The sequence below is a fragment of the Xanthobacter agilis genome, assembly GCF_021730435.1.
GTDB lineage: Bacteria > Pseudomonadota > Alphaproteobacteria > Rhizobiales > Xanthobacteraceae > Xanthobacter > Xanthobacter agilis.
The window spans coordinates 66,749-82,703 of sequence record NZ_JABWGX010000011.1; the positions used below are offsets into that span (position 1 = coordinate 66,749).

The following is a 15,955-nucleotide window of genomic DNA, read 5'->3' on the forward strand; positions in this document are numbered from 1 at the left end:
CACACCCGATGCGCTTCAGGCAATCCGGCTCCGGAGCTCCGGATGAATCGCCGCCGATATCGGAGAGACGGATGTCACGTGCCCGCACCTCACCCCAATGCCGCGAATTTTTCGGCGGCGCGGAGGGCGTTATGTCAGGCTGGATAGAGCAGAACGAGGTAACGCGTGAGCGCGACGGAACGCACCGGCAGCGTGCGGGTGATCGCCTCCAGCACCCCGTCCGGCTGGTGCACGTCAAAGATTCCAGACACCTGGAGACGCAGCAGATCCCGGTTGGTCACCACGATCCGGCCGCGCCGATAGCGGTTCACGTCGGCGATCACCTGCCGCAAAGGGCGATCCTCGAAGATCAGCTTGCCGCGCCTCCAGGCGGAGGCCTGGGCCTTGCCCACCACCTCCTTCGCGCCGAAGCCCGCGGCGTCATAGCTCACCGCCTCGCCGGCAAGAAGCTGGGTCATGTTCGCGGCGCCGGCACGGACGGTCACCGCGCTTTCCAGCACCGTCACCGTCACCTCGTCCGACCACAGGTGCACCGAAAACTGGGTGCCCTGCGCCGTCGTCACGCCATCGGCCGCCGCCACCGAGAACGGCCTCGCGTGATCCGGCGCGACATCGAAGAAGGCGCGACCGCGCAGCAGCGTCAGATGCCGGGCCTGCGGGCTGAAATCGATGGAGAGCGCGGAATCCGCGTCAAGCTCCACCCGTGAGCCGTCGGCGAGGTCGAGGCTCTTCTGCTCGCCCACACCGGTGCGGATGTCGCCGTCGGGCAGGTTCGGCAGCACCACGGCGCCAGCCACCACCGCCGCCGCTGCCGCGCCCGCCGCCCCCAGGATCAGCCCCCGCCGCGAGACCGAACGATCCCGCCGCAGCGGGTGGACCGTGTCCGCCGCTGGCGCCCGGCGCGGATCGCCCAGCCGGTCGAGGTCGCCCCAAAGCGCGCCGAGCATCTCATATGCGCGGCGGTTCTCGTCGCTTGCGCCGATCCAGCGCTGGAACTGCGCCAGCTCGGCCGGCGTCGCCTCCCCCGAATGCACCGTGGTGAACCAGGACAGCGCGGCATCACGGGCCATGTCTCGAACAGTCGTGTCTGGATCTTGCGATTTGGGCACACCGGCACCTGTGGAGCGAACGATGTGGCGAAGGAAGGGTTTCCGCCACTCTCGCTTACCTGACGAATTAGACTGGCCGATCCCTCACCTCAAGAATTAGAAAATTTCCAGATTGAAGGCAAAATGGGCGCGCGGAGCGGTGGCGGACCTGCCCACAGCGTATGAACCAAGAGCGTTTTCCGCTCGCTTCGGCTCCCGGCGATCGCTCCGGACGATCGGTTCATGCACGTTCCTCCACCGCGCAGAAATCCCCTTCTCTTGAAATGGGTCTAATCAAGGAGGCCGGCGAGCCGGTCCCGGAAATGGGCGAGGGCCTTCATCACATGCTTCTCCACCATGGAGCGCGTGATGCCCAGCCGCTCCCCGATCTCACTGTGGCTCAGCCCGTCGTATTTGTGCAGCAGGAACACTTCCCGGCATTTCGGCGGCAGCTCGGCGATGGCCGCATTCAACACCTCAAGGCGCTGCTTGTAGTCGAGGGCGCGCTCCGGTGAGGCCTCCCGCGAGGGCACATCTTCCTGATCGGGATCAGCCGCGATCACGCGTGCGCGCGCGGCCTCCTGCCGCATGTGGTCGATGGCGAGATTGTCGGCGACACGGAACAGATAGGCCGCCGGGCTGGCGATTTCGGCATTGGCCGACGTTGCGTAGACCCGCAGAAACGTATCCTGCACCACGTCGCTGGCCGCCGCCGAATTGCCCAGACGGCGCGTCACCCGCCGCACAAGCGCGTCGTAGTGCCCCGTGAAGGCGGATAATAGAAACGTTCTATTTTTCGGCGCCACGATGGGAAACTTTCAGCCGGCCACAAAGGAGCAGAGCGCTCAATCAAACTCAACAGTCCAGATCCAACAACAACAGGATAATGAACTTGAGTAGCGGTGGCAATTCCCGGAAAGACGCGGCGCGGCGAACGGCCCGCGGCGATCCGAACAGGCCGTGGCGCGTGAATGCCCGAAAGACATCCGGGAAACGTCACGGCGCCGGTCCTGGCGGCCGTGACGTTTCCCGCCGAGCGACCTAAAGGTCGGACAGCAGGGCGTCGAGCTCGTCCTGGCTGAGGTCCACCCCGGAAAAATCGCTGGGCGAATAGCGGCGCGGCGCGGCCGCCACCTCCGTCACCCAGGCGCCGGCCTCGGCGCGGATCGCGCCCATCAACCGGTCGATGGTGGCGGTCGCGTGACCGGCACCGAACGCGCAGCGCACCACCAGCGCCCCCTCCTCCTGCCAGCAGTTGAAGGCGAGCCGGTGGGGACGCCCGGCCTCAGGGTCACGCTCGCGTCCCGCGCCCAGGCGCACCAGTCTCAGGCCGGCATGGCCGAAACGGCCGATGTCGCCCAGGAAGTTGAAGGACACCTGCGGCCGCGGTTCGGCCGGGACGGCCGCGCCGGAGCGCAGCATTCCGGAGCCGATGCCCCGCCGCGGCACGGCCCTCAGCGCATCCTTGGCTTCCAGAAGCCAATGCGCGAGATCCGACGTCCCCGCCGGCAGCGCCACCGGATAGCGGGTGGTGAACCAGCCGATGGTCCGCGAGAGATCGATGGCGGGGTCCAGCGGTTCGCGACCGTGCCCCTCCAGCTCGATGAGGATGGGGCCACCCGCCCACGCGAACAGCGATCGCGCCACAAGCGCGAGCGTGCTTTCGTGCGCCTGGAGGCCAAAGCGGTCCGCGAGATCGGCGAGCAGGGGTTCGGCGAGCGCCGCATCCAGCCGCATGTCGCGGCACCCTTCTTCCCCCTCGATGTCGGGCGCCTCGGGATGGTCGAGCGGCACCGCGGTCGGCGCGCCGGTGTCCACCGCCCGCCAATAGGCCCGCTCAACCTCGAAGGCCGGCGCCGTCTGCGCCTGGTTGTGGCACCACCACGACCAGGCCGTGGCCGGCGCGGCCACCGGACGCGGCGGCACTGCGAGCGCCGCCGCCAGATCCTCCGCCAGGATCGCCCAGGAAACCATGTCGAACACGACATGATGGACCGCCACCACCAACCGTCGCGTGCCCCCGCCCTCGACCAACCCAGCCGCGCACTGGCGGCCCGAGGCGGGGTCGAGCTCGGCCATCAGGTCATCCGCCATCGCATCCTCGGCGGCGCCCCGGTCGTCCCCATCCGCCACCCTGGTTCGGACGAGAACCGGTACCGGCGCGCCCGCCTGCTGAAGCGGCGGCGCGCCATCACGCAGGCAGGTGCGCAACGCGTCATGGCGCTGAACGGCGGCGGAAAAAGCCCCGCGCAACGCCTCCTCGGACACGCCATCCGGCAGATCGAACACCGCCGTCAGCGCCCAGCGCCGGCGGTCGGGCATGGGCAGGTCCATGAACCAGCGCTGGATCGGTGTCAGCGGCACCGCCTCCGCCACCGGCCCGCGATCCACATCGGGGCTTGCAACGACCGGCCGCATGACGTCCGCAAGCAGCCGTGGCGTCGGCGCCGTGAAGATCTGCGTGGGGGACAGAAGCCACCCGGCCGCGCGGGCCTTGCCCGCGAGCTGGATGGCCATGATGGAATCCCCGCCCAAGGCAAAGAAGTCGTCATCGGGCCCGATGCCCCCCGCTGCGGCGGCGAACAGCTCCCGCCACAGCGCGAGCAGCGCCCCGAGCGGCCCCTCGGCGATGGCCGGCCCGCCGGCCTGCGGGCGCGGCGTGGCGAACAGCGCCATCAGCGCCTTGCGGTCCACCTTGCCGTTGGCGGTGAGCGGCAGCGCCGCCACTATGGCGAGGCGCGCCGGCCGCTGGGCTTCCGGCAGCACATCGGCGATGCGGGCACCAAGACTCTCCGCGGTCTGGCCCGGCGCGACGGCGGCGGCGAACAGGCGCGCCGCCCCGCCCTCGCCCCGCTCCACCAGCACGGCGGCATCGGCGACCCCAAGGCAGCCGCGGATGACCATGGCGACGCCGTTCGGATCAACCCGATGGCCACGGATCTTCACCATGTCATCCGTGCGGCCGAGAAAGCGCACGAGACCGTCCGCGCCCATACTGCCGAGGTCGCCGGTGCGGTAGGCGCGCGTGCCATCGGGGGCGAGGACGAATCCAGAGGCCGCCCCTGGCGCGAGCCCCACATAGCCGAGCGCGACCCCGGCGCCCCGCACGCGGATCTCACCCGTCCGCCCGGCGGGCAGGACGTCGCCCGCGTCATCGACAATGTCCAGCACCGCGCCGTCGAGCGCGCGTCCCACCGGGACCCGGCCATCTTCGGTCGGCGCGCGGGCCAGGGCTTCGGTCACCTCCACCATGGCGCAACCGATGGTGGTTTCCGTGGGACCGTAGTGATTGAAGATGCGCAGGTCCGGCCGCAGGGACCGCAGCCGGTCCACAAGGGCGAAGGTGAGCACGTCGCCGCCGCAGATCAGCGCCCGGCGCGGCAGCAGGGCCGCGGCCTCAGGCGTGGTGATGAGCGCCGAAAGATGGCTCGGGACGATCTTCAACACGTCGATGGGGTGCCGATCCATCCAGGCGACGAGGGCGGCGGGGTCGCGGGCGGTCGGCCCATCCACCACATTGAGCATGCCGCCGCAGGCGAGGGCGCCGATGACCGAGGTATAGCCGAGATCGGCGGCAAACGAGGTGACGATCCCGAACACCACCGGCCCCGGCACCGACAGCCGGTGCAGCATGGCGCCGGCATAGGCCTGGAGCCCGCCGCACGAGACCTTCACCCCTTTCGGCCGCCCGGTGGAACCGGAGGTGAAGAGGATATAGGCCAAGTCGCCCGCCGCGCACGTCACGCGCGGCGGCATATCCCGCTCCGGAGCGTGACGGTTCCAGGCGACGACCGGCACCGACACCGCCCCGTCATGCAGCGATGCGTCGGCGATGAGCACCTTGGCGCCACTGTCCGCCAGCACTGCCGCGTGATGGGCCGCGGGGTGCTCCGGCTCCAGCGGCACGAAGGCGGCACCGAGATGGCTGGTGGCGGCCATGGCGACGAGGGGACCGGCGCCGCGCTCCAGGCAGAACGCCACCGTGTCGCCGCGCCCGACGCCGCTCCGCGCGAGGCGCGCCGCGAGATCGCCACTCGCCCGCGCGAGGGCCGACCAGGAGAGGACGCCTTCCGCGTCGATCACCGCATCGGCGTCGGGCCGCTCCGCCGCCCAGCGCGCCACATGATCGGCAAGGGACGTGGCCGGCGCCTCCGGCGCACGCACGGCCGCCGGGCTTCCGGTGAAGCCCTCCAGGATCTCGCGATAGCGCGCGACCCACCCTTCCACGCGGGCAGGGTCGAACAGGTCGGTGTTGAAGTTCGCCTCCACCGTCAGCCCCTCGGCATCGGCCTCAAGGTTCCAGTTGAGGTCCCAACGCACGCTGCCGTGGTCGTTGGCGCGCGCCTGCGGCGTGAGCGCGCCGAAGGCCGGCAAGGCCTCCATCTGGTCGAGGTTGAAGGAGACGCTGGCGAGCGGCGGGCGCGCGGGATCGCGCTTCACGCCACACGCCTTGACGATGGCCGGAAAGGGATAGGCGGGATAGGCCAGCGCCCGCGCCATGGCGCTGCGGGCAACACCGATGGGGTCCGCGCCGCTGATGCCGGAAAGGCGGAGCGGGAGCGTGGTGATGCAATAGCCGGTGAGCCCCGGCTCTCCCACCATGGGCTGCCCCGCGGCGAAAATGGCCACGGTGAGGTCATCTGCGCCCGAGAGTTCGCACAGCAATTGCCCATAAGCGGCGAGGCACAGGGTGAAAAGCGAACAGTCGCGCGCGCGGGCGAGATCGAGCACGCGAGCGGACAAGGCATCCGGCAGGCGCAGGCGCACCTGCCCGCCCGCATGGGTCTGGAGCGGTGGACGCGGCCGGTCCGCCGGCAGATCCAGGGCCGGGGGCGGTGGATCAAACACCTGCCGCCAGTGCGCGGCGGCGGCCGGGTCCGCGGCGGCGGCACGGGCAAAGGCGGCGAAGCGCGCATAAGGCACCGTCGCCGGCAGATCGGCGGCGAAGCCGGCGCGACGGGCGCTATAAAGACGCGCCAAATCGTGTGCGAGCACCTGCATCGACCAACCATCGGTCACGATATGCGGCTGGATGAGGACAAGTTCGCTCGCCGCCCCGCCGATCCGCAACAGCGCCGCGCGCAGCAGCGGGGCCGCCGCGAGGTCGAACGGCCGCGCCGCAGCAGCCCGCACCCAGGCGGCGGCCGCCGCCGTGTCCGGCAGATCGACCTCCTCAAGGCTCAAGGCGACAGCACGGGCGATGACCGCCTGCGCGCCGCCCTCCGCAAAGCGCATGCGCAGGCTGTCATGGCGCGCCGAAAGGTCGCCCAGGGCCTCGCGCAAGGGGGCCGCCTCCAGCACGCCCTCGAAGCGCAGAACGAGGCTCTGGTTGTAGGCGGCCGCGCTTTGCGGACTGAAGGCGGAAAGCACCCACAGCGCCTGCTGGCCCGGACAGGTCTCGATGCTCGCGTGTGCCGCAGGTCGCGGCGCCTCGCCCATCAGGCCGACCGAGGCGAGGGCGCGCGCGCTCTCGACCACCGCCTCCACCACCTGTTCCAGGTCCGCATCGCTGTGCGCGGTGGAGAGGAAGCAGGTGCGCCCCTCCCACACATAGACGCCGCGCGAGATGAGCTGATTGTAAAAAAGGTCGCTCGCCCCCACGAAGCGGAACAGGGAGGCGAAATGCTCCACCCGGAGCGCGCGGCCCTCCTCCTCCAGACGGGCATTGAGGCGGTGGCAGAGGGCGGTGGTGCGCGCGTTCAGGCGGTCCTGGAGCGCGGGACCGGCGGCTTCCAGATGGCCGAGCACGGCGGCAGCCGCCGCCATGGTGAGCGGATTCTTGTTGAACGTGCCGGCGAAGAAGGTGCGTTCGGCCCGTGGGCCGCCGGCGTCGTCCAACGGCCAGGTGCCGCCGTCGATCCCGTCCAGGAACGCGCTGCGGCCGGAGACGACGCCGATGGGCAGACCGCCACCCACGATCTTGCCATAGGTGACGAGATCGGCCCGCACGTCCGCCCACGCCTGCGCGCCACCGGACGCCACGCGGAAGCCGAGCAGCACCTCGTCGAAGATCAGCGCCGCGCCGACGCGGGCGGTGAAGGTGCGCAGCCATTGCAGGAAGGCGCGTGGTTGCAGGCTCGGCCGCCGGCTCTGCACCGGCTCCACGATCACCGCCGCGAGGCTATCCGACAGCGCCTCCAACGCGGCCTGACTGCCCTCCGGGTCGGCATAATCGAGCACCACCACATCCGCCACCATGCCGAGCGGGGTGCCGCTGGCAAGGGTGGCGCTGCTGCCGTCCGGCGAGGTGCGCGCCAGGGTGCCGTCGAAATGGCCGTGATAGGAGCCGGCGAACATGGCCACCCGCGTGCGGCCGGTGGCGTGGCGGGCGAGCCGGAGGGCGGTCATCACCGCCTCGGTGCCGCTGTTGCAGAACACCACCCGCTCGTTGCCGGTGAGGCGGGCGATGCGCGCGGCCACCTCCCCCGCCTGTTCCGCCTGCGGCCCCAGGAACAGGCCCTGCTCGGCGAGCTGGCGGCCCATGGCATCCACCACCATCGGCGGATTGTGGCCGAACAGCTGGACGCCGAACCCCATGGTCAGGTCCACATAATCGTTGCCATCGGCATCCGTGATGTGGCTGCCGGCGCCCTTCACCCCGATGATGGGGTAAAGCATGGCCTTGGTCTCGGGCCGGAAGCCGGCCACCGCCCGGCTGTCGGCGAGCACCGCGCCATGGGCTTCGCGATGGCGGCGGGAAGCGCGGCTTCTGGCGACATAGCGCGCGGCAAAATCAGCGATGAAACCGCCGGCCTCGGCGCTCATCGTCTCGACCTGGGGCGTCGGTGACTGGGGCGCGGATGCCTGGGACATGGATGCCTGGGACATGGATGCCTGGGGCGCGGATGCCTGGGGCGCGGATGCCTGGGGGTCGGTGCGTGCGCGCGCGGTGGCGCTGGCTCCGGATGCGACAGCTCCGGATGCGGACAGCGCGACCGGCGCCTGGGCCAGAACCTCGCGCACGACACGATCCAGCAGCGCGCGCGGGGTGCTGAGGCTCTCGAACAGCTCACGACGGGGGATCGCCACCTTCCAGCGTCGCTCCAGGGTGGATAGGGCCTCGGTCAGCGCGAGGGAATCGATGCCGAGTGAGAAGAAGCCGGTTTCGCCAGCGAGTGCCGCCGCATCCAGTTGCAGGCTGCGTTGGAGGCTGGCCGACACCGCCGCCCGCACCTCGTCCGCGTCGAGCCGGCGGGCGGGGGCGGGTAGCGCGACCGCAGGCGCCGCGCCCGGCGTCGGCGGGCTGACGCGCGGCCGATCCGGCGCCGCGATCCAGTGCGGCGCACTGGCGAAGGGATAGCCGGGAAGGCACGCCCGCCGGCCCCCGAGGTCCGGCCAAGTGATGTCGAGCCCGGCCGCGAACAGGCGACACAAAGCGAGGGCCAGGGTCTCCCTCGCCGCGCGATTGCGGCGCATGGTGGGGACGAAGCGCAGCGCCTTGCCCTGGAAACCGGGCGCGCGCTGCGCCAGGGCCAGCAGGCTGGCGGCCGGGCCGATTTCGACCACCACCGTCACGCCAGCGGCGGCGATGACGTCGAGCCCCTCACCGAAACGCACGGGCGCGCGGATCTGCCGCCCCCAATAGGCCGGATCGCGCAGCGCCGCCCCGGTGGCGCCGGTCACGTTGGACACGACCGGCAGCCGCGGCTCGGAAAGGGCGGCGCCGCGCACCACCTCCTCGAACGGCGCCACCGCCGGCTCCATCAGGTGCGAATGGAAGGCATGGCTGGTGGCGAGGCGCTGGCAACCGATGCCGGCGGCATCCAGATCCGCCAGCAGCGCGCCGATCGCCGCGCCCTCGCCCGACACCACAATCTCATCGGGCGCATTGAGGGCGGCGATGCCGAGGTGCGGCGCATGCCGGTCCAAAAGCGGGGCAAGCCGCTCCAGCGGGGCGAACACCGCCGCCATCTCGCCCCCACGCGGCAGCTCCCCCATCAGCCGGCCGCGCGCGGCCACCACATCGAGCCCCGCCTCGAACGGGAGCACGCCGGCGACGCACGCGGCCGACCATTCCCCGAGGCTGTGGCCGGCGAGCACGTCCGGCCGCACGCCGAAACCCGCGAGGCGCTCCGCCAGCGCGCATTCGAGCACGAACAGCGCCGGCTGGGCATAGGCCGTATCGGTCAGCCGCGCGCCGGCCGCGGGGTCGCACATCAGGCCGGCGAGGTCGAGGCCCAGGCGCTGCCCGGCCCCCTGCACCCGGTCGCGAAACGCGGTGTCGCAGCCGTAAAGATCCGCCGCCATGCCCGGCCACTGGCTGCCCTGGCCGGAAAACAGGAAGGCGACCTTCGGCCGCTCCGGGCCGGCGATACCCATGGCGCCGACCGGCGGCTCGTCCCCGGCGGCGATGGCGCGCAACCCGGCAATCGCCTCCTCCCGGCTGCGCGCGAGGCAGGCGGCGCGATGGGCGAAGCGGCCCCGCCCGCTCGCCAGCGCGGCGGCGACCTCCTCAAGGGGAAGGTCGCAATGGGCGGCAAGATGGTCCGCCAGGGCCGCCGCGAGGCGGCGCAGGCCGTCCGCGTCCGGCGCCGAGAGCGGCAGGATCGGCGGCAGGATCGACGGCGGCGCCTCCGCCTCGCAGGTGAAGGCAGGCGCCGCTTCCATGATCACATGGGCGTTGGTGCCGGAGAAGCCGAAGCTGCTCACCGCCGCGCGGCGGTGCCCGCAGGCGGGCCAATCCAAGGCGCGGTCGATGACCTTGACGGGCAGATCCTCCCAGGCGATGCGCGGATTGGGGCGGGATTGGTGCAGCGTCGCCGGCAGGCGCCCGGCCTCCAGCGCCAGCACCATCTTGACGAGGCCCGCGATGCCGGCGGCGGCCTCCAGGTGCCCGATATTGGTCTTGGCGGAGCCCAGCAGCAAAGGCGAAGACCGCTCCGCGCCATAGGCATCGGCAAGGGCCTGCACCTCGATGGGATCCCCGAGCGGCGTGCCCGTGCCATGGCACTCCACCGCCTGGACCTCGTGCGGCGACAGGCCGGCAGCGGCCAGCGCGGCGGCGATGACCGCCCGTTGCGCGGCGCGGCTCGGGGCCGTGAGGGCGCTCGCGTGCCCGTCATGATTGATGGCGCTGCCGCGAATGACGGCGCGGATGCGATCCCCGTCACGCACGGCGTCGGCTAGGCGCTTCAGCACCACGATGCCGCCGCCCTCACCACGCACATAGCCGTCGGCGGCGGCGTCGAACGTGCGGCAGGCGTGGCCTGGACCGAGCATGCCGGCAGCTCCGAGCGCCGCCGTCACGGCCGGATCAAGCACAAGGTTCACGCCGCCCGCGAGCGCCAGGTCGCATTCGCCCGCGCGCAGGGCGCGGCAGGCGGCGTGGACCGCCACCAGCGAGGACGAGCACGCCGTGTCGATCACCAGCGCCGGCCCGGTGATGTCCAGCCAATGGGAAATGCGGCCGGCGGCGATGGACCCCGCGTTGCCCAGGATCGCCGCCGGCGAGAGCGCATCGGCGGCGTGAAAGCGCGTTTCGTAATCCTTGGCGCCGAGCCCCAGGAACAGCCCGGTTGATCGCGGGCGCCGGCCGGCGTCGGCATAGCCGGCGTCCTCCAGCCCATGCCACGCCAGCATCAGCGCCAGCCGATGCTGCGGGTCCATGGCGTCGGCCTCGTCGGGCCGCAGGCCGAAGAAAGCAGCGTCGAAGCGGTCCACGCCGTCGAGATAGCCGCCGGGCGGCAGTCCCTCCCGTTCCGGGCGGTCGGCGGGCGCGGGGCGCACCGCATCGCGCCCTTCAAACAAAAGGTTTGCGTACTCTTGTGCCGAGGCGGCCTGCGCGACGCGCGCGGCGAGGCCGACGATCGCCACCGGCGCCGCAGCCGACGCCACCTCGGCCCGCACAGCATCCAGACGACCTTCGAGCGCAAGCAAGAGATCCGCGATCTGCTCGGGGCGCAGCCGCGCCAGGCGGTGGGTGAGATCGGCGCGACGGTCCTCAATCACGCCCACGGGCGCCTCCCTCGATCATGGACAGAAGTTCCTCCAGGTCCCCGCCCTGGCGGGGTCCGGCCACCTTCCGCGCAACCGCCGCCGGCTCTGCTGGCGGCCCGCACAGGTGCGCGACGATGGCGCCGATGGTCGGGTAGTCGAAGGCGAAGGTCTGCGGCAGCTCCCGCCCGCAGTGGGCGCCAAGGGCGGCGGCCAGTTCCACCGCATCGATGGAGGTGAGACCAAGCTCGCTTAGGCCGCGTTGCGCGGCCACCTCGGACACGGGCAGCTCCAGCCGCTGGGCCAGCCATTCTCGCAGCCACGATCCGAGGGCCGCCGCGTCTCCCCCCGGCACGGGCTGCGACGCGGACGGAACCGCTCCCGCACGCCCCCGTTCGCGCGCGCTGCGCCACTCGGCGATGACCGGCAGCGCGCCGTCGCGCCACGCCCGGCCGTTGGCCGAACGCTGGATCTTGCCGCTGGAGGTGCGCAGCACCGCGCCCGGCTCCACCAGCACGATGCGCGCAAGCTGAAGCTCCAGATTTTCCCAGACGGCGGCGCTGATGGCGCTGAACAGGGGGTCGGGATCGGCGCGGCGCTGGGTGCGCTCCAGTTCCTGCACCAGCACCACCTGGACGCCGCCATGGTCGTCGGCGACGCTGAAGGCGGCGCCGCTGCCGATGCGAAGGGCCGGGTGCGCGGCCTGCGCCACCCGCTCGATATCCTGCGGATAATGATTGGCGCCGGACAGGATGATGAGGTCCTTGATGCGGCCGGTGATGCACAATTCACCGTCGATCATGGCCCCGAGATCGCCGGTGCGCAGATAGCCGTTCGGGTCATCCTCGCCGGCGATGCGCACCCCGAAGGTGGCGGCGCTCTCCTCCACGCGGCGCCAATAGCCGCGGGCGATGGTGGGTCCGCCGACCCAGACCTCGCCCACCCCGTCCGGCGGCAGGCGGCGGAGCGTCTGCGGATCGACGATGGCGACCGGCACGTCGGCCAGCGGCGCCCCGCACCCGGCGATCACGCTGCGGCGAGGCGCCGAAGGCGTGGTCGAGGGCGGGGCGAGCGCGATCCGGCCCGCTTCCAACGCCCCCGGATCGAGCGTGAACAGCCGGGGCGCCATCCCCACCGGGCTCGCCGTGACCGCCAGGGTCGATTCCGCAAGGCCATAGGCCGGCGCGAACGTCTCACGGCGGAACCCATAAGGGCCGAACGTATCCGTGAAAGTCTCCATCACCTGCGGATCGATGGGCTCCGCGGCGTTCATGGCCATGACCAGGGAGGAAAGGTCGAGCCCTTCGCGCTGCTCGGGCGCGATCCGGCGGTTGCACAGGTCATAGGCGAAGCTCGGCGCGGCGGTATGGGTGCCGCGAAAGCGGGTGATGGCGTCGAGCCACAGCACCGGCCGCTGCAGGAAGCTGTTGGGCGCCATCTGCACCACCGGACAGCCGGAGAACAGCGTCTGCAACAGGCCGAAGATGAGCCCGAGGTCATGGAAGGCCGGCAGCCAACTCACCATGGTGCTGGCCGGCGAAAGACCCCACGCCGCTTCCATGCGGGCCATGTCCGCCATGAGGTTGGCGTGGCTCACCTCCACCCCTTTCGGCAACGCGGTGGAGCCGGAGGTGTATTGGATGAAGCAGGTCGCCTGCGGATCCACCGCCCGCAGCGGAGCCGCCCGCGCCGGATCCAGGTCGAGGCCGCCGAGATCGTGCCAGCGCAGGGCGCCGAGAACGGTGCTGTCAGCCCGCCAATGGGCGACCTGCTCGGCCACGCCACCGCCCGTGAGCGCCACCTTTGCGCCGCTGTCGGCCGCGACCGCCTGCAGGCGCGCGATCAACCGGTGCCGGCGTGGCGGATTGATCGGCACCGCGAGGCGGCCCGACCATTGGCAGGCCAGAAACGCGACCAGGAAGTCGACGCAGGGCTGGAACACCAGCAGCACGGGCGCGCCGGGCGCGCTTTCCCGCTCCAATACGCCGGCCACGGCCGCGACGCGCGCCGCCAAGGCGGCGGCGGTGCAGTGCTCCGCCACCGCGCCATGACTGTCGAGGAAGGTGATCGACCAGCGGCCATCGGGCGCCCGCGCCAACGCCTCCAGCCGCAGCGCGATGGTGCCGGCCTGCGCCGCGGCGGTCACTGCGGCTGCGCCTGTTGCTGCAGCTTCTGCCATGCGTAATGCTCCATCATTGCCTCGTGGCGCGCGGCAAGCGCGGCGACGATCCGGTCCTTGATCTCGGGCTCGCTGTCGAGGAGCGCGCGCAAGGATGTCTGGTCGATGGTGAGCAGGCGGCACGCCTTGCGCGTCACCACGCGGGTGAACTCCTCGGCGGTTTCGAGGGCCGCGTATTCGCCCACCGCATCCCCGGCTTCCAGCACCGCCACCGGCATCCAGGTGCCATCGGACAGGCGGATGCTCTGCTGGGCCTCGCCCTGGGTGATGAAGATCATGCGGCCGGCGGGCTTGCGCTCCTCGATGAGCACCGTGTCAGCCGCCACCGATTCCACGGTCATGCGGGCGAGCAGACGCTCCAGGAAAGATTCAGGAACCCCCTGGAGCACCGGGCGCTTGCGCAGCCGGTCGAGCAGTTGGTCGCGCGGCACCACGCCTTCGGAACCGGCGATCATGCTCCGCTGCCAGAGGTCGGCGTAGACGCCGTCGGCGGCAAGAAGCGACGCGTGGGTGCCGCTTTCCTCCAGGCGTCCGTTCCGCACCACATAGATGAGGTCGGCATGCTCGCACTGGGTCAGCTCGTGCGTGATCGCCACCACGGTGCGGCCGGCCGTGACCTTGCGCAAGGTCGCCTCCACGGCCTCCCGGCTCGCGGGGTCGAGCGCCGAGGTGGCCTCGTCGAGCAGCAGGATCTGTGGATCGCGCAAGATGGCGCGGGCAATGGCGATGCGCTGGCGCTGGCCGCCCGAGAGCTTGTTGCCGCCTTCACCCACGTTGGTGTCGTAACCGTCGCTGAGCGCCATGATGATGTCGTGGATGTCGGCCGCCTTCGCCGCGGCCTCCACTTCGGCATCGGTGGCGTCGAGCTTGCCCATGCGGATGTTCTCCCGCACGGAGGTCTGGAACAGCTGGGCCTCCTGTGGCACCAGCGAGATAAGCGAGCGGATCTGCGCCTCGCCGAGCAGGCGCAGATCGACGCCGTTCAGCCGGACATGCCCGCTCGATGGCGAGAACTGGTTCTCGATGAGGCGCAGGATGGTGGACTTGCCCGAGCCGGACGGCCCCACCACCATCACCCGCTTGGGACAGTCGATGGACAGCGAGATCTTGTCGATGGCCGTGATCCCGCCCTCATAGCTGAAGCTCACCTCATCGAAGCGCAGCGCATGCACCGGCCCGTCGATGGGCTCAGGCGTCTGCGGATCGGGCGCCGCGTCGGGCTTGGCGAGCAGCGCCTCCACCCGCTCCAGCCCGCCGATACCCTGGATCAGCAGCGGCAACTGCGCGCCGATGAAGCCGGCGGCGCCACCGATGGTCAGCAGCAGCGTGATGAAGGCGACGATGGTGCCCGAGGACACGAGCCCGTCCACCGACTGCACGGCCCCCAGCGCGATCACCACCAGTTGCGCGGCGCTGACGCCGAAGCTGGTGGTGCGGCCCACGAGTCCCGAGGAGAAGTATTGATGGTAGCTCGACTTGAACAGCCGACCGAGCTGGCTCGTGAAGAACCGGGATTGCAGGTCGCGCAGCCCGAAAATGCGGATGACCCGCTGCATCAGCAAGGTTTCCTTGACGATGCGGGCAAGTTTTGAATCCTCGGCGCCGCGCTCGTAATTGAAGCGCACCGCCCGGCGGCTGAAGCCGCGCGGCAGCCAGAAGGCGATGATGAGGGTCGCCAGGGTGGCGATCGCCAGATTCCGGTCCAAAGTGAAGGCGACCACCACCGAGCCGATCAGCATCAGACCCTTGGAGAACAGCCCCGGCACGGCCCAGATGACCGCCTTCTCCACCACCGTGAGGTCGTTGGAGAAATCGGCGATGATCTCGTCATTGTCGGCGCTCGCCAGATCCCGGGCGTCGATATTGTTGATCTTCTTGAACATGCGCGCGCGCGTCTCATTCAAGATGCGCGGCCCGAGCTTGGCGACGGTGTAATCCAGCAGCACGCCGAACGCGGAGGAGGCAAGGAACCCCCAGATCAGATAGGATAGGTAAGTGCGGATAACCTCGACGTTGCTGGGCTTGATGCCGTCGTCGAACAATCCCTGCAACCACACCGGTACCTTGACCGCATAAAGGATCTGCACCGCATTGGCGAGCAGGAAGAAGAACAGCAACATCTTGTGCGACGCGGCCGCCCGCATCACCCACAAGACGAGATAGACCGGGCCCTTGTCCGACGCGTCAGGCTTGAGGGCGTCCTGCCACTTGAGTTCCAGCGCACCCGCGGAGAGACCGGTGGCGGCCTGGCTCGCGGCGTCGACCGATCCATCGACCCCCATGTTGCGCCCGAAGGCGGTGAAGCCCTTCGGCCCCTTGGTCCTCAGCAGGAATTCGACGAAAGCCGCCGCCCGGCGGACGTCCTTCTGGTCGACCTCGGGCAGCAGCAAGCGGCTGGCAAGTCCGGCCAGATCGTGCGCCTCCGCGCGCGGGATGCGCACCGGAGCCGCCTTCTTGCCATCCTCGCGCGCCACTTCCAGCAGCACCGAATGCAGCAGCCCGAGCCCCAGAAGGCCCCACGCCCCGCTCGGCATCGCCAGCTTGTAGGTGAACAGGTGACGGGCGAGCCGGCGGACCGGATCGCGCCGCGCTTCCTCGGGATCGGCCGCCATCGCCGCTTCGATGAAGCCGCCGTCCGGCTTCAGCGCGAGGCGCTCACAGGCGACGCCGTAGAGACGCCGCAGCTTGTGCAGCACCTCATCCTCAGTTTCATGTTTCTTGAACCAGTCGAAATGCCGGATGGACATGGCGGCTC

The 15,955-nt window shown here is 70.6% G+C and carries 5 protein-coding genes; all 5 read right to left on the reverse strand.

What is annotated here, in order from left to right; all coding sequences use genetic code 11:
* Window positions 1-134 precede the first annotated feature (134 nt).
* The 5 genes from HUW53_RS10010 to HUW53_RS10030 all read right to left on the reverse strand — a co-directional run bounded on the left by HUW53_RS10010 (window position 135) and on the right by HUW53_RS10030 (window position 15,947).
* On the reverse strand, window positions 135-1,070 hold the full coding sequence (locus HUW53_RS10010; RefSeq protein WP_237345609.1) for a FecR family protein: 936 nt from the start codon (window positions 1,068-1,070) through the stop codon (window positions 135-137).
* Between the two features lie 308 nt (window positions 1,071-1,378).
* The gene (locus HUW53_RS10015) at window positions 1,379-1,894 is read right to left on the reverse strand and encodes a sigma-70 family RNA polymerase sigma factor (RefSeq protein ID WP_307500101.1); all 516 of its coding nucleotides are present in this window, start codon (window positions 1,892-1,894) and stop codon (window positions 1,379-1,381) included.
* Between the two features lie 235 nt (window positions 1,895-2,129).
* Window positions 2,130-11,042, reverse strand: a complete 8,913-nt coding sequence (locus tag HUW53_RS10020; RefSeq protein WP_237345611.1) for a type I polyketide synthase — start codon at window positions 11,040-11,042, stop codon at window positions 2,130-2,132.
* Entirely contained in the window at window positions 11,029-13,200 is a 2,172-nt protein-coding gene (locus HUW53_RS10025; protein WP_237345612.1) for an AMP-binding protein, read from the reverse strand. Before HUW53_RS10025 ends, HUW53_RS10020 begins: the two co-directional genes overlap by 14 nt.
* Complete coding sequence (locus HUW53_RS10030) at window positions 13,164-15,947, reverse strand: ATP-binding cassette domain-containing protein (protein ID WP_237345613.1); 2,784 nt, start codon at window positions 15,945-15,947, stop codon at window positions 13,164-13,166. The genes HUW53_RS10025 and HUW53_RS10030 overlap by 37 nt, the downstream gene beginning before the upstream one ends.
* Window positions 15,948-15,955: the final 8 nt, after the last annotated feature.

What these genes read in the sequence shown, in the direction of transcription:
- HUW53_RS10030 (WP_237345613.1), bottom strand. Translation starts at nt 15,947, where the DNA reads ATGTCCATCCGGCATTTCGACTGGTTCAAGAAACATGAAACTGAGGAT.
- HUW53_RS10010 (WP_237345609.1), bottom strand. Translation starts at nt 1,070, where the DNA reads ATGGCCCGTGATGCCGCGCTGTCCTGGTTCACCACGGTGCATTCGGGG.
- HUW53_RS10025 (WP_237345612.1), bottom strand. Translation starts at nt 13,200, where the DNA reads ATGGCAGAAGCTGCAGCAACAGGCGCAGCCGCAGTGACCGCCGCGGCG.